The sequence below is a fragment of the Amycolatopsis sp. NPDC051071 genome (genome assembly GCF_040682875.1).
Lineage (GTDB): Bacteria > Actinomycetota > Actinomycetes > Mycobacteriales > Pseudonocardiaceae > Amycolatopsis.
Genome location: NZ_JBFBBY010000075.1, coordinates 17,483 through 39,408 on the forward strand (window position 1 = coordinate 17,483; position 21,926 = coordinate 39,408).

A 21,926-nucleotide genomic window follows, 5' to 3' on the forward strand; every position below is an offset into this window, starting at 1 on the left:
GCCGCGACCCGGCCCTCCGACGGTTCACCCCCTGGCCGCCCGGACCCAGGCGGTGATCTCGTCGGCGGTCGACGGGAAACCGCCGGAAAGCAGGTCGTGGCCGTCACCGGTGACCACGACGTCGTCCTCGATCCGGATGCCGAGACCGCGTAGTTCCGGCGGCACCGTGCGGTCGCCGGCGTGGAAGTAGAGACCGGGCTCCACCGCCAGCGCCATACCCTCGGCGAGGGTGCCCTCCCGATAGGCGGAGGGGTGGGCGGCGGCGCAGTCGTGGACGTCCAGCCCGAGGAAATGGCCGGTCCCGCAGACGATGTAGCGCCGGTGCTGCTGCCCGTCCGCCGACAACGCCTCGTCCACCGACACCGGAAGGAGGCCCCAGTCGTGCAAACCCTCCGCGAGCACCTTCAACGCCGTCGCCTGGAAAGCACCGTAGTCCTGGCCCGGCCGGACCTCGGCCAGCGCGGCGACGTGTGCCTTGTGCACCAGGTCGTAGACGTCGCGCTGGGCCTTCGTGAACTCGCCGCCGACCGGGAAGGTGCGGGTGATGTCGGCCGTGTACAAGGAATCCAGCTCGACACCGGCGTCCAGCAGCAGGAGGCTGTCCTCGGTCACCCGGCCGTCGCAGCGAGTCCAGTGCAGGATCGGCGCGTGCGGTCCGGCCGCGACGATCGAGGTGTACCCCGGCCCGACGCCCTCGGTCCGGGCCCGCCGGTCGAAAGTGCCCTGCAGCCAGCGTTCCCCGCCACCGCGGACCGCCTCCGGCAGCGCGGCCAGTACGTCGGCGAACCCGCGCGCGGTGGCGTCGACGGCGTCACGCAACTGGCCGATCTCCCAGTCGTCCTTGATCCGGCGTAGTTCCGCGAGGACCGTGCGCAGCCGCTCGCTGTGGCCGTAGCCGAACGCGTCCAGACCCGGATCGACCCCGGCACCGGCCAGCACGCCGGGGTTCCGCCCGCGCAGGCCGTGCGCGAGGTCTTCGAGCGGGCGGCAGTCGATGCCGAGTGCTTTGCCATACGCGGCCGGGCCGGCGGCGGTCCCGACCCACAGCGGGCTGGTGTCCGCGTCGCCAACGAAGTCGGGCTCGTGCGACTCGGCCGGGCGCGGAACGTACAGCGTGGCGTGGTGGCCGTCGCCTGCCGGAGTCAGCACCAGGATCGCGCCTTCACGCTGGCAACCGGTGAGCCAGACGAAGTCGCTGTCCGCCCGGAATCCGTGGAAGGTGTCGTTGGAGCGCACCACCGGACGGCCCGCCGCGAGCGCGATGCGCTGCCCCGGCAGTTCCGCGGACAGCCGGTCGCGATGGGCGGCCGCGGCCTCGGCGGTGCCCGGCGGGACCTCGACCACGTCGTCGACGGGGTCCCAGCCGTCCTGGATCCAGTTCCGGAACCCTCTGGCGGCCAGCAGCGCGCGCAGATCCGGCCGGGTTCGGTCGCCGGTCATCGGCTCCCCTTTCAGGTAGTCGGAGTCCTCGCCGCACCTTCACATCGCGAAGGCACGGGCCGTAATGACCGGCGGCGATAGACTCCGCCTATGGCCCTGGAGATCCGGCACCTGCGGGCGATCTGCGCCATCGCCGAAGCAGGCAGCCTCTCGCAGGCGGCCGCCGCGCTCGGCATGTCCCAGCCGTCGCTGACCTCCCTGCTCCAGCGGCTCGAACGGCAGATCGGCGCACCGCTGTTCGTGCGAAGTCACACCGGCGTGACGCCGACCCCCGTCGGCGAACAGACCCTGCGCCGGGCACTGACCCTGCTCGTGGAGTTCGACAGGTTCGAAAGCGACCTGCTCGGCGCACTCGGCGACGGCCCGCTCCGGCTCGGTACGTCCCAAATGGACTGTCTGCCCACGTTCGTCGAACGGCTGGACGACGCTCTGCCGGGACTCGACGTCACCGTGCACGTGGAGCCGTCCAGCGCGGTACTGGCGCAGGCGCTGGCACGCGCGACCCTCGACATCGCCGTCATCGCCATGTCGGACGATCAGGAAGTACCACTGGCGAAACACCTGGGGCACCGTGTCCTGTTCTCGTGGATCCCCGTGTTCGTGGGACTTCCGGCGCGGCACCGGCTGGCGGCCTCCCTGGAGGTCGACCTCGCCGATCTCGCGGATGAGGCGTGGATCGGCCCGCCGGGTCCCGAAGACGGCTCGCTGACGTCCTTGCGCGCGGCGACCCACCGAGCCGGTTTCACCCCGCGGATCCGCTTCGAATGCCCGAACGGCGGCGGACGGCACCTGATCGCCGCCGGGCAGGCCGTGCAACTGGTGGAACCCACCGCACCCGAACTACCCGGCATGGTCGTCCGGCCGCTGAAGGGCGACCCCATGCGAATGCGGCTCGTCTTGGCGTGGCGTAAGGAACGGCTGACGTGGGACCAGACCGAGAACGTCTATCGCGCGGTGATGACGTCCTACACACGGCACGCGATGGCTTCGACGCCGTTCCGGACCTGGTGGGAGCGGCGGCGGAGTTCTCAGTCCTGGGACGGGCTGGTCGACTTCTTCCGGACGGCGGATTCGTGAGGCGGCCACGGCTTGGGTCGTCGGGGTCGGTGTCCGGGATGCCGGGTCGCTGCCGGAGTCTATGAAGGATCTGGGACGTTGAGTGTCCCAAATCCTTCATAGACAAGCTCGAGAAACGTCACTTACCTCACGACCCACCCGGCAACGTCCGGTCTCCGGCCACGGACGCACCGCTTCCGAACACCCTGTAACCAGATCCCGGCTCGCCGCGATTGACCTCCAGTACCGGGGGAACGGAGACGGGAGATGATGACGCAACGGCTGTGGCTGGGACTGGCGGTCGTCTACACGTGCACCGCCGTGATCCAGCTCTACCTTCTGGCCAGTACCGGCGCCTTCTGGGCCGGGACGCTGACCGCGGCGGGCTTCGCGGCGGCACTCCTTTGTGCCTTCGCCGCTTGGAAAGCCGCACGACGACGGAAGGACGCCATCAGGGAACTCGAGCGACGGCCTTAGCGAAAACCGGGATACGGGGCGGCCCAAGGCTTGTCGTCGAGCCCGGTTCCGTTGGCCGCGTAGGCGAAGTTACTGCTCGACGTCCGCCCTCGGGAAAAGTGGGGCTTGGCCTGGGAAAAGGCCCTGAACGAGTAGTCATGCGGATTGGTGAATCCTTCACTAATCCGCGGTGCCACGTATCGCCGACGGCGTCGGGCGGCGTACGGTTACGGGTACGTGAGGTTGAGTCCACCAGCCCGCGCGAACGACCCGCATGTCCGCGGCCCCGCTTTTCCAAGGGCGACGCGGCGGCGAGTTCACTTGCGCAGCGTTGTGCAGGCTTACCCGTTGTCCGTCTCGTCCCCGGCTACCCGGGAGACAGCACCATGACCGACCGGCTTCCGTTCACCAGAGGCAACCGCGATGGCCCCGACCTCGGGACCGTCCTCTCCACGACCGTTCCGCAGCCGCGGCCGTCGGCCGAACACCTGTTACGCGTCCGGCGAACCCAGTGGAGTGAAAATCTGCTCGTCGTCTCCGCCGAGGGCGAGATCGACCTCGCCACCGCCGGGCGGCTCGAACTCGAACTGCTGGGCGACCTTCCCGCCGCCACGGTGCTCGACCTCACCGACGTCACCTTCATGGGTGTCGCGGGCTTACGCGTCGTCGAATCCGCCGTTGCCCGCGGCCAGGCGAAACAACGTTGGACAGGCGTCGTCGCGAGCACCCGCCCGGTGCTGCGGCTGCTGCAGTTGTTCGGCGTCGACACCCGCATCCCGCTTTACCGGCACCTGACCCAGGCCGTCCAGGCGGTGCCGCGTCCCTGATCGTCAGGGACCGGCGAGCGGCAGCAGCGTGGAAAGTCCCGTTTTCAGTGCCAGCCGCCGGATAGTCGGCGACGGCAGGAAACTCAGGTCCACCCCTTCGGTGGCACATCGGGCGTTGATCCCGACCAAGGTCGCGAGGCCGGTGGAATCGCAGAACTCCACTCCCGCGAGGTCGACGACCAAGCGGCCGGGCACCGGATCCAGGGCCTCTTCGAAGGTCTCCTTGAGGTCCTCGGACGTCGTCAGGTCGATTTCCCCCGCCACGCCGATGACCACCTGGGCGCCATCGGGCCGGGTGACCGTCGCCGAGAACGGAACCTCCCTGATGTGGTCGTCTCCGCTCGCCACCGTCACACTCCCTCACCGTCCGCACACCGAGAGTCCCGAAGATATCCGATGACCGCGCCTGCCCGCTTGCGCGGCACTCGCGACCGGTTCGGCGCGGTGCCTTAGCCTGGTGGAAGGATCCGGCGGTCGTGGACCGCGGCGGGTGACGAGGAGAAGCTCCGTGATGCCGATAGACGAGCCGGTTCGCAAGCGCACTGAGAAGCTCGTCCGCGCGGTCGCCGCCGTACCCGCCCAGGCCGCCGCGTTGCGGGATGTCCTGGCGAAGTGGGCCCTCGAACGGGGCCTTCCCCGGGAGCTGGCCGAGGATCTGAAGCTCACCGCCTACGAGGCGATGACCAACGTCGTCAGACACGCCTACCCCGACGGCACGGACGACAACCCCATGACGATCACCGCCGCCCACGACGACGACACGGTCACGATCATCGTCGCCGACGAGGGCCGCTGGCGCGACGGCCGCCGCCCCGACGGTGGGCGCGGCCTGCCGATCATCCGCGCGTTCGCGCCCGAATCCTCCGTGACGAGCACGCCGACCGGAACGATCGTCCGGCTTTCCTGGCCCTGCCCCGTCCTCTGACCGTCCCGGGCGCCGGGCTAAGAGCGGGTCGGCGAGGATCCCGTTAACCCAGCTGCCCGGTCGCGCTTGCCCAAGTACAGGAAGGCCCCCTTCCTGTACCTAGGCGCAAGGAAGGGGGCCTTCCTGTAGCCGGTCAGCACGACACCCAGCGGCCCGGTGCCGTTCGGGTTTCGCTCATCGGATGATGTCGTAGACCAGCTTCTGGACGCCGTTGCCGTAGGCCTCGCTCTCCACGAGCTTGAGGTTCTGCTTGTCCTTGTCGGTGTCGCTGAACAGCTTCTTGCCCGCGCCGAGCAGGACCGGGAACACCAGCAGGTGGTAGCGGTCGATCAGGCCGGCGTCGGACAGGTTCCGGTTCAGGTCGGCGCTGCCGTTGACGATGATCGGCCCGCCCTCGGTTTCCTTGAGCTTCGCGACGTCGTCGAGCGAACGCAGGATGGTGGTCTCGCCCCAGTTGTCGACCAGGTCCTCGTCCTTCAGCGTCGTCGAGACGACGTACTTCGGCATCGCGTTGTACCCGGCGAACTCGACGGTCATACCGGGCCACACCGGCGAAAACGCCTCGTAGCTGACACGGCCCAGCAACATCGCCGTCGCCTCGCCCTGTTCACGGCCCTTGAGCTCGTAGGCGGCCTCGTCGAACTCGATCCCGTTGAATGTCCAGCCCGCGTTGCGGTAGCCGGGCTCCCCGCCGGGCCCTTCGACGACGCCGTCGAGCGAGACGAAGGCAGTGGCGATCAGGGTGCGCATTTGGTTTCTCCTAGGTCGTTCCGAAGTGCTTTCGTCACTGCGTCGAACGAGAGCCTACGGATACGACACCGCGCCGGAAGAACTTTTGTCATTCTTCCGCGTCGCGGACGAGGAGGGCGATCTGAACGCGGTTCTCGACGCCGAGTTTGGCGAGCATGTTGCTGGTGTGGGCCTTCACCGTCGCGACGGTGATGTCCAGACGGCGGGCGACATCGGTGTTGGCCAATCCGTCGGCGATGGCGTGCGCGGTCTGCCGTTCCCGGCCGGTGAGCGTGGCCAGCAGCCCGCGTGCGGTGTCGCGGGACGTCCGCCGCGCGTCGGACGAACGCGGTCCGGTGGCCGCGGCGATCAGCCGGGCGGTGGCGGCGGGCGAAAGGGCCGGTTCCCCAGCGGCGACCGTCCGGACGGCATCCAGGATCCGCGTCGGCGGGGTGTCCTTGAGGACGAAGCCGAGCGCGCCGACACGCAACGCGCCCAGCACCATCTCATCCGAGTCGAACGTCGTGAGCACCAGGACCCGTGGCGGCTCTGGAAGGGCGAGGATCTCCTCGGTCGCGCTCAGCCCGTCCCGTCCCGGCATCCGGACGTCCATCAGAACGACGTCGGGCCGGTGTTCCTTCACCACGGTGATCGCGGTGTCCCCGTCGGCGGCCTCCCCGACGACGACCAGGTCGTCCTCGCCGTCCACGATGAGCCGCAGCGCCATCCGGACCAGATGCTCGTCGTCGACGACGACTACCCGCACCCGCTCGGTGCCCATTCACTCGCTCCCTTCGTGGATCTGCCACGGCAGCCGCGCGCCGAGCACGAAACCGCCGTCCGGTTCCCGGTGATGGTCCAGTTCACCACCGGCCAGCGCGACCCGTTCGGCGAGGCCGAGCAGGCCGAATCCCGACGCGGGCGGGCCGGTGACCCTCCGCGAGGCACCGGAATCGCGGATGGTCACCCCGACTCCGTCGCCCGCTTTCCCCTCGACGGTGACCGCCACTCGGGCTCCCGGCGCGTGTTTGCCCGCGTTGGTCAGCCCTTCCTGGACGATCCGGTAGACGGTCCGCGCGATCGCGTCGGGCGGCTCACCGGACGTCGTGACCGAGAACTCGACGTCCAGCCCCAGCGCCCGCGCGTCCGCGACGAGCGCGGGAAGGTCGGCGAGCGACGGTTGCGGTGGCTCCAGTCCTTCCGGCCCGGCCCGGAGCACACCGAGGACGTCGCGCAGTTCTTCCAGCGCCTGATGGGATCCGTCGGCGATCCCGCGGGCCAGTTCCGCGACCTGCGCCGGCGGGAGATCCACGCGGTGCCCCAGCACACCCGCCTGCATCGCGACCAGCGAGACCCGGTGCGCGAGGACGTCGTGCATCTCGCGGGCGATCCGGTGCCGTTCGAGGATCCGCGCCTCGGCCGCGCGGGCGAGCTGCTCCCGCTCCGCGCTCTCGGCCCGCTCCCGCAGTGAACGCAGTTCCTCCCGGCGCGCGCCGATCGCGGCGCCGACGGCCACCACGATGCCCACCATGAGCAGGGGCACGCTGAGCGTCAGCCAGAGCGGTTCCGGGACGGCACGCTGGGGATAGAGGTCGGCGGTGAACAGCGTGCTGACCACGCACAGCGCCGCCGCGACCAAGGTCTCCACCGGGCGCCGCCGGGTCGCCAACGAGCAGAGTGCCAGCATGGCGGCGCCGCCGGAGAGCACCGAAGCCGTCGAAGCGATGATGACGCCGATCGCTATCACGACCGGGAAGCGACGCCGCCAGAGCAGTGCGACCAGACAGCCGATCGCTATCAGCGGGTCACCGGTGACCAGCCAGGCGACCCTCGGGCCGCCGTAACCCGGCGGGACCTGCGCCGCGACGAGGATCCAGAGCACCACCCCCAGCGCGGCCGCGGCCAGCAGCCGCCAGATCTGCTGCCACGGCCGGAGCGGCGGTGCGGCGTCGGTGATCACCGGCCCATCTTCGCCGATCCGGCCGGAGCGGCGCGGCCGGACACGGGATGAACCCGGCCGCGACCTCGGTCGGGTTCGGAGCCGACTTTGGTCGGACACGGTTCACGACGTGAGGCCGATGCGGGTTTCCCGCCGGGGGTCCGCCGGTCCGCTAGGATCCGCAGCCGGGCGATTCCGGTCCACCGTGGACGGAGGTCGCGGGTCTGGTCGAGCGCGGGAGAAGGTGCATGGCGGACGGAGTCGGCTCGCTTTCGGGGTGGTCTGCGGAACCCGCCGAAGTGACCAGCTACGTCGGCCGCGACGCCGAGACCGGCGAGGCGCACCGCCTGCTGGAGACGGCGTCGCTGGTCACGCTGACCGGACCCGGCGGCGTTGGCAAGACCAGGCTGGCCTGGCGGATCGCGACCGCCCACCGCGAGGCGACCGCCGACGAGGTCGCGTTCGTGTCGCTGGCCGAACTGCGGGAACCCGCGTTGCTGGTGCCGACCGTCGCGAACGTGCTCGGCTTCGGCGACCGCTCGGCGAAACCGGCCATTGACGTCGTCGTCGAGGCGCTTCGGGCAAGCCGGTTGCTGCTGGTGCTGGACAACTGCGAACACCTGGTGGACAGCTGCGCCTGGTTTGCCGACACCATCGCCCGGCAATGCCCGGAGGTGACCGTGCTGGCCACCAGCAGGCAGTCACTCGGGGTGGCGGGTGAACGGGTCCTGCCGGTACCACCGCTGGGCGTGCCCGAACAGGGCGACTCCTTCGAACGCGCGGTGAGCCACGAATCCGTGCGCTTGTTCGTGGACAGGGCGAGTGCGGTCGCGCCGTCCTTCCGGCTCACCGAGGAGGACACCGGACCGCTGATCCGGCTGTGCCGACGGCTCGACGGGTTGCCGCTGGCCATCGAACTGGCCGCCGTCCGCGCGCGGGCGTTGTCGCTGAGCCAGCTGGCCGACCGGCTCGACCAGCGGTTCTCCGTGCTGGCGAAGGATCGGCGCGGGCGGCCGGAACGGCACGAGACCATGCGGGCGCTGATCGACTGGAGCCACGACCTGTGCACCGGGCCGGAGCGGTTGCTGTGGGCACGGGCGTCGGTGTTCTCCGGCAGCTTCGACCTCGACGCCGCGGAGCAGGTCTGTTCCGGCGGCGAACTGCCGAGGGACCGCGTCCTCGAAGTCGTCGACGGGTTGCTCGACAAATCCCTGCTGCTGCGCGAGGAGTACCCGGGCGGCGTGCGGTACCGGATGCTGGAATCGGTCCGCGAGTACGGCGCCGACCGGTTGAGCGAAGCGGAGGCGACCGCCGACTTCCGGAAACGGCATCGTGACTGGTTCGCCGAACTCGCCTGCCGGTACGCGACCGAATGGCTCGAAACCGATCAGCTCGGCTGGATCGGGCGGCTGCGCCGCGAACACGCCAACCTGCGCGTCGCGCTCGACTACTGCGCCGGCACTCCCGAAGACGCCGTCGCCGGTCTGCGGATGTTGCGTGACGTCAAGGAGTTCTGGATAGTCCGCGGGCTGAACACCGAAGGCAGGATGTGGGTCCGGCGTCTCGACGAAGCCGCCGCGCCCACCGCGCCGGAGCGCGCGCACGGGCTGTGGCTGTCCGGTTTCCTGGCCTTGGTGCAGGGAGATCTGCCCGCGTATCGGTCCATGATGGACAGAGCGGCCGCCGAAGCCGAGGCGACCGGCGACGAACTCGCCGCCGCGTATGTGCTCCACGTCCGCGCCTACGCCGCGCTGATCGGCGACGACATGCCCGAAGCGTCGCGGCTGTTCGGCGCGGCCATCGATCTCTTCCGCGTGCACGGCGACGAGGGCGCGGAACTCTGGGCGGGCTACAACTACGGGCTGGCCGTCTGGCTGGACGGCGACATCGACCGCGGCCGGGCGATCCTCGCCGAATCCGTCGAACGCTGCGAGCGCAGCGGCGAGGTCTTCTGGCGAGGCTGGGCGTTGTGGTCGCGGGCCGCCGCCGAGTACCTCCAAGGCGACCTCGCGGTGGCGACCCGTTGCTGCGAACAGGTCCTGCGCCTGCACGCCAGGGTGGACGACCGGGTCGTCGTCGGGTTCACGCTCACCGTCCTGGCAGGCTGCGCGGCCCGCACCGGCCGTCCTCACCGGGCCGCGATCCTGCACGGTGCCTCGATGAACGTCTGGCGCACGGTGGGCGCGTGGCCGACCCGGTACGAGGCCTTCGCCGAACCGCTGCGGGCCGACACCGACCTCGTCACCGCGGCGGTGGGCTGGGAGATCGCGATCAAGGAGTTCACCGACGGCGCCGCGATGACCACCGGCGACGCCATCGCGTACGCCCTCGAAGAGCGGTCCCCCACGGCCACGAAGCAGACCGCCCAGGTGCTCACGAAACGCGAGACCGAGATCGCGCACGTGGTCGCCGAGGGGCTGACGAACCAGGAGATCGCCGCCCGGCTCGGCATCGCCCGGCGCACCGTCGACACGCATATCGACCACATCCTCACCAAGCTCGGCTACGCCAACCGAGTGCAGGTCGCCACCTGGGTGACGCGGTCCGCCGGCTGACGCTCACGCCGCCCTGATCGGCGTGACGGGACAGGCGGGTTCCGGGGCTCGCGGGTCGGCCCGCAGGGCGATCCGCAGGTCCAGCCGCGCCTCCGGATCGTCAAGGGCGTCACCGAACAACGTGCGGAGGCGCCGGAGACGGTTGCGGACGGTCTGCGGGTGCACGCCGAGGTTGTCCGCGATCTCGGGGGCGCCACCGCGGGCGGCGAGCATCGCTTCGAGGGTTTCGGCGAGTTTGGTGCGCTCGTTCGGCGGCAGATCGGCGATCGGCGCCAGGCTACGGGTGACGAGGGCGCTGGTCAGGACCTCGTCGGCGAAGAGCCAGTGGGTGGTCAGGTGGTCCGACCAGCGTACGAGCGGACCGTCCTCGATCACCTCGCGCCGGACCAATTCCAGTGTCCGGCGGGCCCAGCGCAGCGACGTCGACGCGTCGGCGGGCGCCACCGCGGGCCCGGCCGCCGCCCGCGCGCCGGCGAGCACCCCGCTGATCTCGACGTCTTCGGGGACCAGCAAGTACGGGTACTCGCCGGTGAGGTCGGCCAGCACCTCCGGGCCGAAGGAGGCGCGGACCGCGCCGGGCTCCGCGGCGACGGCGACGACCCTGGCAGGCGGCACCCACCCCGCTTCCACCGCCAGAGCGGCCCATTTCGCGGGCGGACGGCCGCTCGTGATCTCCCTGAGCAGATCTTGTCGCAACTCGGCGACCGAAGGGTTGTGAGCGGCCCGGTAAGCCGAGGTGGAGAGCCGGGTCAGGACGTCGGCGCAGCGGAGCAGCGCCTCGACGCCGGTGTCCACCAGTGCCGCCCCGGCACCCGGCTGCCGCGACAGCGAGGCCAGCACGGGCAGTGCCCACCGGCCGGCCGAATGGTAGGCCCGGGAGAGCCGGTCGAGGTCCTTGCCCGCGGCGTACTCGGCGACACCCGCTTCCCGGAAGGCGTCCGCGCCGACCGCGATACCCGGTGCCACGGCAGGCCCGTCGTGCTCCAGGAGCAACGCGACGAACTCCGTGGCACGCGCGTCGAACAGGGGTGCGTGTTCGGGCAGGGCGTGCCGGACGCCGTCGACGACCGCGCGGGCGATCACGAGCGCGGCGGAGCGGGCTGGAGCGTGGGACGCGGTCATCGTCGACCTCCGGAGCAGCGGGAATCGTCGGATCGCCGAGTCTGCTACTCCGGAGTAACGGGCACATCGGGTGAATTACGTACTCGGGCCTCTCGGCCGTACGGATCACCCGTTCGTGGCGTTCGGCCCACCCGGGTCAGGCGTTCGGGTCGAACGACGAGTCCCGGATCCCCAGCCGCGCGCTGCTTATTCGCAAACAGCGCCGTGAGCCGCGCTCTGGACGACCTTCGCGTACTTGCCGAGGACTCCCCGCGTGTACGCCGGCGCCTTCGGCTTCCACCCCTCACGACGTGCTTCGATGTCGTCGATCTCGACCTCCAATGTCCGGTTCGCGACGTCGAGGGTGATCGGGTCCCCGTCGCGGACAAACGCGATCGGCCCGGCGTCGACGGCTTCTGGCGCGATGTGGCCGACGCACAGGCCGGTCGTGCCGCCGCTGAACCGGCCGTCGGTGATGAGCAGGACGTCCTTCCCGAGCCCGGCGCCCTTGATCGCGCCGGTGATGGCGAGCATCTCGCGCATCCCCGGACCGCCCTTCGGCCCTTCGTACCGGATGACGACGACGTCGCCCGCGACGATCCGGCCCTCGGTGAGCGCGTCGAGGGCGGCCCGCTCGCCGTCGAACACCCGCGCGGTGCCGGTGAACGTCGACTCGTCGAAACCCGCCGACTTCACGACGGCGCCTTCGGGCGCCAGCGATCCCTTGAGGATGGTCAGCCCGCCGGTCTTGTGGATCGGCCGGTCGAGCGGCCGGATGATCTCGCCGTCGACACCGGCCGGAGCGATGCCTTCGAGGTTCTCGGCCATGGTCTTGCCGGTCACGGTGAGGACGTCGCCGTGCATGAGCCCGGCGTCGAGGAGTGCCTTCATCACCACCGGGATGCCGCCGACCTTGTCGACGTCGTTCATCACGTACTTCCCGAACGGCTTGAGGTCACCCAGATGCGGGACCTTGTCGCCGATCCGGTTGAAGTCGTCGATGCGGAGGTCGACCTCCGCCTCCCGCGCGATCGCGAGCAGGTGGAGGACGGCGTTGGTCGAACCACCCAGCGCCATCACGACGGCGATGGCGTTCTCGAACGCCTCCATGGTCATGATCTGCCGCGCGGTGATGCCCTGGCGGAGCATGCCGACGACGGCCTCCCCCGAGCGGTGGGCGAAACCGTCACGGCGCCGGTCGACGGCGGGTGGCGCGGCCGAACCAGGCAGCGACATGCCGAGCGCCTCGGCCACCGAGGCCATCGTGTTGGCGGTGTACATCCCGCCGCAGGCACCCTCGCCGGGGCAGATCGCGCGCTCGATGCGGTCCACTTCGGCGCGGGTGATCTTGCCTGCCAGGCAGGCTCCGACGGCTTCGAAGGCGTCGATGATCGTGACGTCCTTGCCGTCCACCTGACCGGGCATGATCGAGCCCGCGTAAAGGAAGACGGAGGCGAGGTCGAGCCGGGCCGCGGCCATGAGCATGCCCGGCAGCGATTTGTCGCAGCCCGCCAGCAGCACAGAGCCGTCGAGCCGCTCGGCCATCATCACCGTTTCGACGGAGTCGGCGATCACCTCCCGCGACACCAGCGAGAAGTGCATGCCCTCATGACCCATGGAGATGCCGTCCGACACCGAGATCGTGCCGAATTCGAGCGGGTAGCCACCACCCGCGTGCACGCCGTTCTTGACGGCCTTCGCCAGCCGGTCCAGCGACAGGTTGCACGGGGTGATCTCGTTCCACGAGGAGGCCACCCCGATCTGCGGTTTGGCGAAATCGTCGTCGCCCATCCCGACAGCGCGGAGCATCCCGCGGGCAGCCGCGCGTTCCAGGCCGTCGGTCACGTCGCGTGAACGAGGCTTCAAATCCGGCTGGTCCTGCGGCATCGGGACACCTTCCGTTCGTGGTGGGACACCGGGCACGCTGCCAACCGGAGGCGCCGGGCGCAACTCCTGCACGTCAGTGCTCTTGTCCGGTGCCACGGGAACCGGCCGCGGCTCTCGAGCCGCTCGCTACTGACACGTCGTTCCGATACCTTCGAAGGACCTGCATGGACGGAGTCCTGATGTTCGCACTCAAGGCCGCTCCCGCCCGGAACCTCCTGCGCCGGGCGGAGGAATTCGCCAAGCCGGTGGCACGCTGGAGTATCAACCACGCGCTCCCCCGCGTGGCACTCCAAGCCGCGGCCCGCCGGGGCGACCTCCAGGGCAGGCTGTCCGTCGAAGCGAGTGGCGGCACCGACCTGACCGGGCTGTTCGACGAGATCCGCTCGCACGGGGCCATCGCCACCACGCGAGTCGGGCAGGTGACGACACGACACTCGTCCTGCAAGGAAATCCTCACCAGTGACGCGTTCAAATCCGTCCGGTTCGTTCCGGACAACCCGCTGCTCAACCGGCTCGCCGCGTGGTCCGCGACCGGGTTGATCCACCCGATTGAACCGCCGTCGCTGCTCGCCAGCGAACCACCCGACCACACGCGCTACCGCAGGCTGGTCACCAGGGTGTTCACCGCTCGCGCGGTCGAGCAACTGCGGGAGCGGACGCAGGCGATCACCGACGAACTGCTCGACGGCCTCGACCCGGCGAACCCCGTCGATCTCGTCGAGGCCTACTGCGGCCTTCTCCCGGTCACCGTCATCAGCCAGATCCTCGGTGTCCCACCGGAAGAACGCGACAGAGTGCTCGCACTGGGCGGTGCCGCGGCGCCCAGCCTCGATCTCGGTCTGCCGTGGCGGACGTTCCGGACCGTCGAAGCGACGCTGGCCGAGTTCGACTCCTGGCTCACCCTTCACCTGGAGAAGCTGCGGGAGAACCCCGGCGACAACCTGCTCAGCAAGCTGATCGCCGCCCGCGAAGACGGCGTCGGCCTGACCGAACGGGAACTCAAGGCGATCGCGGGACTCGTCCTCGCCGCCGGGTTCGAAACGACCGTCAACCTCCTCGGCAACGGCATCGCCCTGCTCGTCCGGTATCCGGGCCAGCTCGGGAAACTGCGCGCGAATCCGGAACTGTGGAGCAACGCCGTCGACGAGATCCTCCGCTACGACCCACCCGTCCTGCTCACCGGACGGCTGTGCGCCCGCGACACCGAGGTCGGCGGGCGGCCCGTCCGCCGGGGCGCGATCGTCAGCACGGTGCTCGCCGGTGCCAACCGCGACCCGGAGATCTTCGACGACCCGTCCGCCTTCGACGTCGAGCGGGCGAACGCGCGAGACCACGTGTCGTTCGGCGCCGGGCGGCATTACTGTCTCGGTGCTTCGCTGGCGAGGATGGAAGGGGAGATCGGGCTGCGGTCGATCTTCGAACGGTTTCCCGACCTGCGGCTCGACGGCGGGGCACGGCGGCGGCAGACCCGGATCCTGCGTGGCTTCGAAACGCTACCCGCGACCCTCTCGTGAGTGTGAAGGACGCGGTCCGGGATCGGCGTCGAGCGCTTCGCCGACGCGCACCGGCTGCTCGACGGCGGGCACCTCCGAGGCAAGCTCGTCCTCACCGTCTGACCCGCCAAGCGGGGATTTTTACCGGACCGGCCAAGAAAACCGGTCAGTAACGTCTCGCCGGTGACGAGGGACCGCGAAGGCAAGGAAGCGCCGGAGTTGCCCGCCCTCACCGGGTTCGGGTGCCTCATGGGGTTCTTCATGACCGTGCTGGCCCTGATCGGGCCGGCCCTGCTCTGGATCAGCACCCGGTTCGATCCCGGCGACGACGATCGCATGGTCGTCGTCGCCATGGGCGCGGTGTTCACCATCGGCTGTTTCGGCACCGTCGGCGCGCACCTCTGGCAGAACTCCAGGGCACGCGAGATCCACCGGGGACTCGACCGGGCAGGCGTCCGCGCCACCGCCGAAGTCGTCTCCAGCAAGCGGATCTGGGTGGGCGAAGTGAGCACACCCGCGGAGGACGTCGATCTGGTCGTCACCGGGCCGGAGGTGCTGACGTTCAGCGCACGGATCGTCACCGAGGACGTCGGCCGCTACGAAACGGGCACACGGATCCCCGTGGACGTCGACCCGCGCACCTTCCTGTTCCGTCTCGCCGACTGACCTCGCCACGATCATTGCCCGACAGCATCGTATCGCTTATCGTATATGAAATTCACCCTCCCGATGCTGCGAGGTGACGTCTTGACCACCGCCACCGCCGACCCGACCACCACCACGGTCGCGCGAGATTTCACTGATTTCCGCACGGTGGTGTCGCATTCCTTCGTGCCGTTGCACGTGACGAGCGAGCACCGCGACCACTTCCGCGGCCGCATCCGCTCGTGCGGCGCCGACGACGTGCGACTGACCGAGGTGACCGCCTCGGCGCACGTCGTCGAACGCACGCCCGAGCTCATCGCCAGGGCGGACAGGCACTACTACAAGCTGAGCCTGATCCTGTCCGGGACCGGGTTGCTGGTGCAGGACAATCGCGAAGCCATGCTGCGCCCCGGTGACGTGGCGTTGTACGACACGCACCGTCCGTATACTTTGGCGTTCGAAGAGGACTTCCGGACGCTCGTGGTGATGTTCCCGCAGCGGCTCATCGATCTCCCCCGCGACCTGGTCGGCCAGCTGACCGCGGTTCCGATGTCGGGCAAGCGCGGTATGGGCAACGTCGTGGTGCCGTTCCTCGCGCAACTCGGCAGCAACCTCGACCAGCTCGGCGGACCGGCGGGTGTCCGGCTCGCGCATACGGCGGTCGATCTGCTCGCCACGCTGTTCGCCAGCGAACTCGACCTCGCCCGCGCGACGGCCGGGCCGCACGACGAACTGATGCGCCGCGTGCTCGCCCATATCGACACGAACCTCTCCTCCACCGACCTCGGCCCGGCGCAGATCGCCGCCGAGCACTACATCTCCACCCGGCATCTGCACGGGCTCTTCCACGAGCAGGGAACGACCGTCTCGGGCTGGATCCGCACCCGTCGTCTCGAACACTGCCGCCGCGAATTGCTCGACCCGGTGCACGCTTCACGGCCCGTCGCGGCCATCGCGGCGAAGTGGGGTTTCGTCGACGCGCCGCATTTCAGCCGCGTGTTCAAGACGGAATTCGGCTGCTCGCCGAGCGAAGTACGGCGCGGCTTGACCGTGAGCGACCGGTTGTTGCCGCCCAGCGCGTGAGCACTGGCCCCGGCCGGGCGGGCGCACCGACGATGACCGCATGTCCGAAGCACCCGAGGAACAGTGGCGTACCTACGACGAGTTCGCCGCCGGAATTGCCACCTACCGACTGCCGAACGCGGACCTGACGGGACGCGAGCTCACCGTCACCCTCGACGACGGCACGACGCTCGCACTGCGGTTCGAGGACGCGGAAACCGTCACCTGCAACGGCATCAAGGATCCTTACGACGCGGTCGCCGTCCGGGACGACGTCTTCTTCGTTAATCTCCCCCACGCCAGTGTGGAAGGTGAAGCGCTCACCGTGGTCTTCTCCACGACGACGCATCGCGCGCTGGCCGTGCGCTCGACGATCGGGGCCGAAGACGTCGAGGGCGTTCCCCGTGTCTCCCAGACTTTCTGGTCCGGTACCACCGACGCGGGCACGCCGACCGGCGACGAACCCGGCCCGTCGCGCGACCTGATCGGCAAGCGCAACGTCTACCGCTACAGCCCGGAACACCTCTACGAGCACGTGTACGTTTCCTCGCAACGCTATGCCTGGCAATGCCTCGAAGGTGTGCAGCGTGGCCATGGCGACATGGACCTGTCGACGGTGTGGAAGTTCCAGGACGGGCTCTACCTGTTCTGCTTCCGCGAATTCCGCATCGCCGTGGCCAGCGTGTGGCTGCACGACCTCGGCTACGCGCTGAAGACGACCGGCGTCTTCCTCGGCCTGACCGGCGACGGCCGGTCGGAACATTCCCGCGCGGGCGGGCACATCTACCCACTCGGCGCCGTCGCCTATCCCGACGCGCAACCGGTCTGAAGGAGCACAAGTGTCCAATGTAGACATCATCGCCGCGCATTACGCCGCGAGCGACCGGGGCGATCTGGCGGGCATGCTGGCCCCGATCGGTCCGCGGACCACCTGGACGGAGGCGGCCGGTTTCCCGTACGCCGGAACCTACACCGGCCCGGACGAGGTCAAGGAGAAGGTCTTCGGCGCGATCGCGGGCGACTGGGACGGCTACGGCTTCGCACTCGATGAACTCGCCGACGCGGGCGACACCGTGATCGGGATCGGCACCTACCAGGGCACGCACCGCAAGACCGATCGCTCGTTCACCGCCCGCGTCGCGCACGTGTGGAAGTTCGACGGCGGCGAGGTCGTGTCGTTCGAGCAGATCGTGGACTCCGTGCCCGTCGTGAACGCGGCGGAAGACCGATGAGGCCCGCACGGCGCCTGGTCGCCCTCGCCGCCGCGGTCCTGCTCGCGACCGCTGGCTGTGCCGGGGCCGAAAGCGGTTCGAGCGGCCCGATCAAGGTCGGCTCGGTCAACGCGCTCAGTGGCGCGGCCACCTTCCCCGAGGCCTCCCAGGCGGCCAAGGCGGTGTTCGACGCGGCCAACGCGAGCGGCGGCGTGAACGGAAAACAGATCGAGTACAAGGCCCTCGACGACAAGGGCGACCCGGCGGCGGCCGCCGCGGCGGCCCGCGAGGTCGTCGGCCGCGACGAGGCGGTGGCGCTGGTCGGCTCGTCGAGCCTGCTCGAATGCGAGATCAACTCCAAGTACTACGAGCAGCAGAAGATCCTGTCGATGCAGGGCATCGGCGTGGACCCGGCGTGCTTCACCAGTCCCAACATCGCCCCGGTCAACGTCGGCCCGTACCACGACATGACGCTGACCCTGCTCTACGGCTCGGAAACGCTGAAGCTCGACAACATCTGCGCGCTGCTCGAAATCGCGGGCAACACGCTGCCGTCGTACCAGGCCGCCATCGACGAGTGGTCGGCCATCACCGGCAAGAAGCTCAAGTACCTCGACGCGACCGTGCCCTACGGCGGCTCCGACTACACCTCCTACATCGTCAAGGCACGCAACGCGGGCTGCAAGGCGATCACGGTGAACCCGGTAGAGCCGGATTCCATCGGCCAGCTCAAGGCCGCCGCCGCGCAGGGCTGGACCGACGTCACGTGGCTGCTGCTCACCAGTGTCTACAGCGAGAACTACGCCAAGGCCATCACCAACGCCGGTGCCGGGGTGTACGTGCCCGCAGAGTTCTATCCGTTCACCGACGCGACCAGCCCGCAGAACAAGGAATGGCGCGAGCTGATGACGAAGAACGGCATCCCGCTGACCTCGTTCAGCCAGGGCGGTTACCTGGCGGCGAAGTACTTCCTCGAGGTCGTACGCGGGATCAGCGGCGACGTCACCCGCGACTCGGTGACCAAGGCGCTGCGTGAGATGAAGCCGATCACCGATCCGATGGTCGGCACACCGTACGTCTTCGGGCCCGGCCAGAACCACCACGACAACACCGCGGGCTGGCCGATCAAACTCGCCTCCGGCTCCAACAAATGGGAGCTGGTCGCGAACGACTGGCTGCACATCCCCAAGAAGTAGGAGGAAACGATGCTGCAGGGAGCGCTGGCCGGCCTGGCCGCCGGCGGACTGTACGCGGTGCTGGCGGTCTGCCTCACGCTGATGTCGCGGCTGGTGCGGGTGGTCAACTTCGCCCAATCGGCCACCGGCATGTTCGGCTGTTACGTGGCGGTGTTCCTGTCCGTCCACTGGGGACTCCCGGTGTGGCTCGCCACCATCGCCGGGATCCTGCTCGGCGGGCTGCTCAGCGCCCTGCTCGGCTGGATCGTCTCGACCTGGCTCGCCGAGGCGGACACCGGTACCCGCTCGGCGGTGACGGTGGCGGTGCTGCTCCTGCTGATCTCGTTGTCGTTCATCCTGTTCGGCAACAAACCGCAGCCGTTCCACCCGATCCTCGACGGTCCGGCGCTCACCGTCGGCGGGGTGGTGATCAGCCAGGTCACCGTGGTCACCGTCGCACTGGCGGTGCTGGTCGCGCTGGCGAGCCGGATCGTGCTGAGCCGCACCCCGGCGGGTGTCCAGCTCCGGGCCTTGTCCGAACGCCCGACGACCGCGGAGTTGCTGGGCATCCCGGCGAAACGGCTCAGTGTCGCGGTCTGGGCGGTCACCGGCGTGGTCAGCACCCTGGTCATCTCGATCGTCGCGCCGTCGCAGTCCAACGACGCGACGTCGCTGGCGATGCTGGTGGTCCCCGCGGCCGCGGCGGCCCTGCTCGGCGGGTTCCGGCGGCTGGACCTCGCGGTCGGCGGCGGGCTGCTGCTCGGCCTGGTCCAGGGCGCGGCCGCGCAGGTCGACGGCCTTTCCGTCGTGCGGTACTTCCTGCCGTTCGCAGTGATCGTCGCGCTGCTGCTGTGGTCGCAGCGCAAGGAGGTGTGGGATGCGGCTCGCTGAACAACGCGGGGTACGCACCGGGGTCCCGTTCGTGGTGGCCCTCGTGGCGATCGCGGTCGGCTACGGGTTGAGCGTCGGACTCGACGGGTACTTCGTCTACCTCGGCATGAGTGCCGTCGTCGCCGGGATCTCGTTGCTCGGGCTGGGTGTCGTCACCGGCAGCGCGGGGATGATCTCGCTGTGCCAGCTGACCTTCGGCGCGGTCGGCGCCTGGGTGGTGTCGGCGCTGAACGAGGCGCGGGCACCCGGTGGGTTCCTGATCTGGCTGCTGCTCGGCGGGCTCGCCGCGGGCGTGGTCGGGATCCTCGTCGGGCTCCCGGCGTTGCGGCTGCGCGGGATCAACCTCGCCGTCGTCACACTCGGGCTCGCCGCCGCGGCCGACCTCGCACTGGTGCAACTGCAATTCCCCGGTGTCTCCGGCGGTATCTCGGTCGACCGGCCGGACGCCTTCTCCGACGACCGGTCGTATTTCCTGCTCGCCGTGGTCGTGCTGGTGCTCTGCTGCCTTGCCGTGTACTTCCTGCGCCGCGGGCGCTGGGGCAGCGCGTGGCAGGCGGTGGCGTTTTCCGAACGCGGCACGGCGGCCGCGGGTACGAGCGTGCGGACGTCGAAGCTGACGGCGTTCGCGGTGAGCGCCACCCTCGGCGGGATCAGCGGCGGCCTGCTCACCGGGCAGGTAGGCCTCGCGTTCCCGGCCAGTTTCACCGCGATCCAGTCGTTGGCGCTGTACGTGCTGGCGATCATGTCCGGCGCGCATCTGATCGACATGGCGGTGTTCGGCGCGGTGCTCTGGGTCGGCGTGCCGGAGCTGCTGAAGCGCTGGGGAATCCCGCAGGACTGGGGTTTCGTGGTCTTCGGCGTGCTCGGGGTCCAGGCGCTGGCCAGTGGCGGGAACCTGGGCACCACCGTGCGGCAGCTGTGGTATCGGCGGTCGAAGAAGGAACCGGCGAAACTCGATCTGGTCGCGGGAACCGCGGCCATCGAACCGGTCTCCCCCGGTCCACCGGTGCTCACCGTGCGCGGGCTGAGCGTGAACTTCGGGCATGTGTCCGCCTTGTCCTCAGTGGACATCGCGGTGCCGGAACACGGGGTGCTCGGCGTGATCGGGCCGAACGGCGCGGGCAAGTCGACGCTGGTGGACGCGATCAGCGGGTTCCTGCCGAACGCGGACGGCTCGGTGGAACTGGGCGGCAGCCCGCTGACCGGCTCGCCGTCGAACCGGGCCCGGGCGGGGCTGCGCCGGACGTTCCAGCAGGACCGCGTCCCACCGGGGCTGACGGTCGGGGCGTACGTCAAGTTCCTCGCCAGGCGGCGGCTGACCGCGGACGAGATCGGCGAGGCTTTGGACTTCTTCGGCTGCCCCGCCGCCCGCACTCCACTGTCCCAAGTGGACGTCGGCGCGCGCAGGCTGGTCGAGGTCGTCGGGCATCTGCTGGCCAAACCGCGGGTCCTGCTGCTGGACGAGCCCGCCGCCGGACTGCCGCACGAGGAACACGTCGCCTTCGGGGAGCGGCTGCGGCAGGTCCCCGCGCGGTTCGGGGTGTCCGTGCTGCTCATCGAGCACGACCTGGACCTGGTGCGGTCGGTCTGCGACACGATCACCGTCCTCGACTTCGGCCGTGTGCTGGCCTCCGGCCCGCAGGCCGAAGTGCTGGCGGATCCGGCCGTGCTCAAGGCGTACATGGGTGAAACGGAGCTGCTGTGAACGCTTTGCGGATAGCGGGATTGACGGTCACGCGCGGTGCGGGTCCGGTGATCTCCGGCGTCGACCTCACCCTCGAACCGGGCCGGATCACCGCGCTCGTCGGACCCAACGGTGCGGGCAAGACCAGCCTGCTGGAGGCCGTCTCCGGGGTGGTCCCGGCTTCGGCCGGGACCGTCCACATCGGACCGGACGAGATCACCAAGCAGTCCAGGGTCGCCAGGGCACGCAAGGGTTTGGCACATATCGAACAGGGCCGCGCGGTGTTCGGCGGCCTGACCGTGCTGGAAAACCTGATGCTGACCGCACGCACCCGCGCGCGGGCCGACGAGTTGTTCGAACTGTTCCCCGAACTGGAGAAACGCCGCGACTCACCGGCGGCGTTGCTCAGCGGGGGCGAGCAGCAGATGGTGGTGCTGGCCCGCGCGTTCGCGGCGCGGCCGTCGTTCCTGCTGATCGACGAGATGTCGCTCGGCCTGGCGCCGGTGGTGTTCACGCGGCTGCTGCCGATGGTGACCCGGTTCGCCGAGGAAGGGGCGGCGATCCTGCTCGTCGAGCAGTTCACGCACCTGGCCCTCGGCGTGGCGAGCGACGCGCTGGTGGTGTCTTCGGGGCGGGTCACCTACGCCGGCGACGCGCAGGGCCTGCTGGACTCCCCCGGCACCCTGCACTCCGCCTACCTGGGCGAGGCCTGACGCCCCCTTCACGCGCGTGAAGGCCCCCTTCCCTCGGCTGAGCCCAGGGCCCCGGCAAAGTCGGTTGCCTGGATGAGGGCAGGCACGGTCTCTGGTTGATCATGTGAGTGTCTAAGTCCCATGATCGTGTGAGAGAA

21 protein-coding genes are annotated in these 21,926 nt (G+C 69.6%); 14 read left to right on the top strand and 7 right to left on the bottom strand.

Features of this window, described 5'->3' with window-relative positions; all coding sequences use genetic code 11:
* Window positions 1-24 precede the first annotated feature (24 nt).
* Window positions 25-1,440 (bottom strand): aminopeptidase P family protein, encoded by a 1,416-nt coding sequence (locus tag AB0M65_RS23400; RefSeq protein WP_364031088.1) that lies wholly within the window; start codon window positions 1,438-1,440, stop codon window positions 25-27.
* A 90-nt stretch (window positions 1,441-1,530) separates the two neighbouring features.
* Here AB0M65_RS23400 and AB0M65_RS23405 point away from each other — a divergent pair, with 90 nt between their 5' ends.
* The 3 genes from AB0M65_RS23405 (at window position 1,531) to AB0M65_RS23415 (ending at window position 3,779) form a co-directional block, all read left to right on the top strand.
* Window positions 1,531-2,517: a LysR family transcriptional regulator gene (locus tag AB0M65_RS23405; protein ID WP_364031091.1), complete on the top strand. Its 987-nt coding sequence runs from the start codon at window positions 1,531-1,533 to the stop codon at window positions 2,515-2,517.
* Window positions 2,518-2,763: 246 nt separating this feature from the next.
* Complete coding sequence (locus tag AB0M65_RS23410) at window positions 2,764-2,973, top strand: LPXTG cell wall anchor domain-containing protein (protein WP_364031094.1); 210 nt, start codon at window positions 2,764-2,766, stop codon at window positions 2,971-2,973.
* 365 nt (window positions 2,974-3,338) lie between these two features.
* The gene (locus AB0M65_RS23415) at window positions 3,339-3,779 is read left to right on the top strand and encodes an STAS domain-containing protein (protein ID WP_364031097.1); all 441 of its coding nucleotides are present in this window, start codon (window positions 3,339-3,341) and stop codon (window positions 3,777-3,779) included.
* Window positions 3,780-3,782: 3 nt separating this feature from the next.
* Here the strand turns inward: AB0M65_RS23415 and AB0M65_RS23420 are convergent, their stop codons facing one another.
* Complete coding sequence (locus AB0M65_RS23420; RefSeq protein WP_364031099.1) at window positions 3,783-4,127, bottom strand: STAS domain-containing protein; 345 nt, start codon at window positions 4,125-4,127, stop codon at window positions 3,783-3,785.
* A 163-nt stretch (window positions 4,128-4,290) separates the two neighbouring features.
* Here AB0M65_RS23420 and AB0M65_RS23425 point away from each other — a divergent pair, with 163 nt between their 5' ends.
* On the top strand, window positions 4,291-4,704 hold the full coding sequence (locus tag AB0M65_RS23425; RefSeq protein WP_364031102.1) for an ATP-binding protein: 414 nt from the start codon (window positions 4,291-4,293) through the stop codon (window positions 4,702-4,704).
* 174 nt (window positions 4,705-4,878) lie between these two features.
* On the opposite strand, the gene AB0M65_RS23430 is transcribed toward AB0M65_RS23425, so the two are convergent.
* From AB0M65_RS23430 to AB0M65_RS23440, 3 genes are all read right to left on the bottom strand, one after another.
* Window positions 4,879-5,454, bottom strand: a complete 576-nt coding sequence (locus tag AB0M65_RS23430) for a dihydrofolate reductase family protein (RefSeq protein WP_364031105.1) — start codon at window positions 5,452-5,454, stop codon at window positions 4,879-4,881.
* A gap of 88 nt (window positions 5,455-5,542) precedes the next feature.
* Window positions 5,543-6,214 (bottom strand): response regulator transcription factor, encoded by a 672-nt coding sequence (locus AB0M65_RS23435; protein WP_364031108.1) that lies wholly within the window; start codon window positions 6,212-6,214, stop codon window positions 5,543-5,545.
* On the bottom strand, window positions 6,215-7,393 hold the full coding sequence (locus tag AB0M65_RS23440; RefSeq protein WP_364031111.1) for a histidine kinase: 1,179 nt from the start codon (window positions 7,391-7,393) through the stop codon (window positions 6,215-6,217).
* 227 nt (window positions 7,394-7,620) lie between these two features.
* On the opposite strand from AB0M65_RS23440, the gene AB0M65_RS23445 reads away from it, so the two are divergent.
* Complete coding sequence (locus AB0M65_RS23445; RefSeq protein WP_364031114.1) at window positions 7,621-9,927, top strand: LuxR C-terminal-related transcriptional regulator; 2,307 nt, start codon at window positions 7,621-7,623, stop codon at window positions 9,925-9,927.
* A 3-nt stretch (window positions 9,928-9,930) separates the two neighbouring features.
* Here AB0M65_RS23445 and AB0M65_RS23450 read toward each other — a convergent pair whose 3' ends face one another.
* Window positions 9,931-11,049 carry a helix-turn-helix domain-containing protein gene (locus AB0M65_RS23450; RefSeq protein WP_364031117.1) on the bottom strand — a complete coding sequence of 373 codons (1,119 nt, stop codon included), beginning with the start codon at window positions 11,047-11,049 and terminating at the stop codon, window positions 9,931-9,933.
* 186 nt (window positions 11,050-11,235) lie between these two features.
* A complete protein-coding gene (gene ilvD / locus AB0M65_RS23455; protein WP_364031120.1) occupies window positions 11,236-12,915 on the bottom strand; it encodes a dihydroxy-acid dehydratase in 1,680 nt (559 codons plus the stop codon).
* 179 nt (window positions 12,916-13,094) lie between these two features.
* Here ilvD and AB0M65_RS23460 point away from each other — a divergent pair, with 179 nt between their 5' ends.
* The 9 genes from AB0M65_RS23460 to AB0M65_RS23500 all read left to right on the top strand — a co-directional run bounded on the left by AB0M65_RS23460 (window position 13,095) and on the right by AB0M65_RS23500 (window position 21,789).
* On the top strand, window positions 13,095-14,429 hold the full coding sequence (locus tag AB0M65_RS23460; RefSeq protein ID WP_364031144.1) for a cytochrome P450: 1,335 nt from the start codon (window positions 13,095-13,097) through the stop codon (window positions 14,427-14,429).
* A gap of 162 nt (window positions 14,430-14,591) precedes the next feature.
* The gene (locus AB0M65_RS23465) at window positions 14,592-15,074 is read left to right on the top strand and encodes a hypothetical protein (protein WP_364031123.1); all 483 of its coding nucleotides are present in this window, start codon (window positions 14,592-14,594) and stop codon (window positions 15,072-15,074) included.
* A 63-nt stretch (window positions 15,075-15,137) separates the two neighbouring features.
* Window positions 15,138-16,136: a helix-turn-helix domain-containing protein gene (locus tag AB0M65_RS23470; RefSeq protein ID WP_364031147.1), complete on the top strand. Its 999-nt coding sequence runs from the start codon at window positions 15,138-15,140 to the stop codon at window positions 16,134-16,136.
* Window positions 16,137-16,176: 40 nt separating this feature from the next.
* Entirely contained in the window at window positions 16,177-16,944 is a 768-nt protein-coding gene (locus tag AB0M65_RS23475; RefSeq protein WP_364031126.1) for a MoaF C-terminal domain-containing protein, read from the top strand.
* A 10-nt stretch (window positions 16,945-16,954) separates the two neighbouring features.
* Complete coding sequence (locus tag AB0M65_RS23480) at window positions 16,955-17,347, top strand: nuclear transport factor 2 family protein (RefSeq protein ID WP_364031129.1); 393 nt, start codon at window positions 16,955-16,957, stop codon at window positions 17,345-17,347.
* On the top strand, window positions 17,344-18,522 hold the full coding sequence (locus AB0M65_RS23485) for an ABC transporter substrate-binding protein (protein WP_364031132.1): 1,179 nt from the start codon (window positions 17,344-17,346) through the stop codon (window positions 18,520-18,522). Before AB0M65_RS23480 ends, AB0M65_RS23485 begins: the two co-directional genes overlap by 4 nt.
* Before the next feature lie 9 nt (window positions 18,523-18,531).
* Window positions 18,532-19,392 (top strand): branched-chain amino acid ABC transporter permease, encoded by an 861-nt coding sequence (locus AB0M65_RS23490; protein ID WP_364031135.1) that lies wholly within the window; start codon window positions 18,532-18,534, stop codon window positions 19,390-19,392.
* Window positions 19,379-21,097 carry an ATP-binding cassette domain-containing protein gene (locus AB0M65_RS23495; RefSeq protein WP_364031138.1) on the top strand — a complete coding sequence of 573 codons (1,719 nt, stop codon included), beginning with the start codon at window positions 19,379-19,381 and terminating at the stop codon, window positions 21,095-21,097. Before AB0M65_RS23490 ends, AB0M65_RS23495 begins: the two co-directional genes overlap by 14 nt.
* Window positions 21,094-21,789, top strand: coding sequence for an ATP-binding cassette domain-containing protein (locus tag AB0M65_RS23500; RefSeq protein ID WP_364031141.1), 696 nt, complete (start codon window positions 21,094-21,096; stop codon window positions 21,787-21,789). Before AB0M65_RS23495 ends, AB0M65_RS23500 begins: the two co-directional genes overlap by 4 nt.
* Window positions 21,790-21,926: the final 137 nt, after the last annotated feature.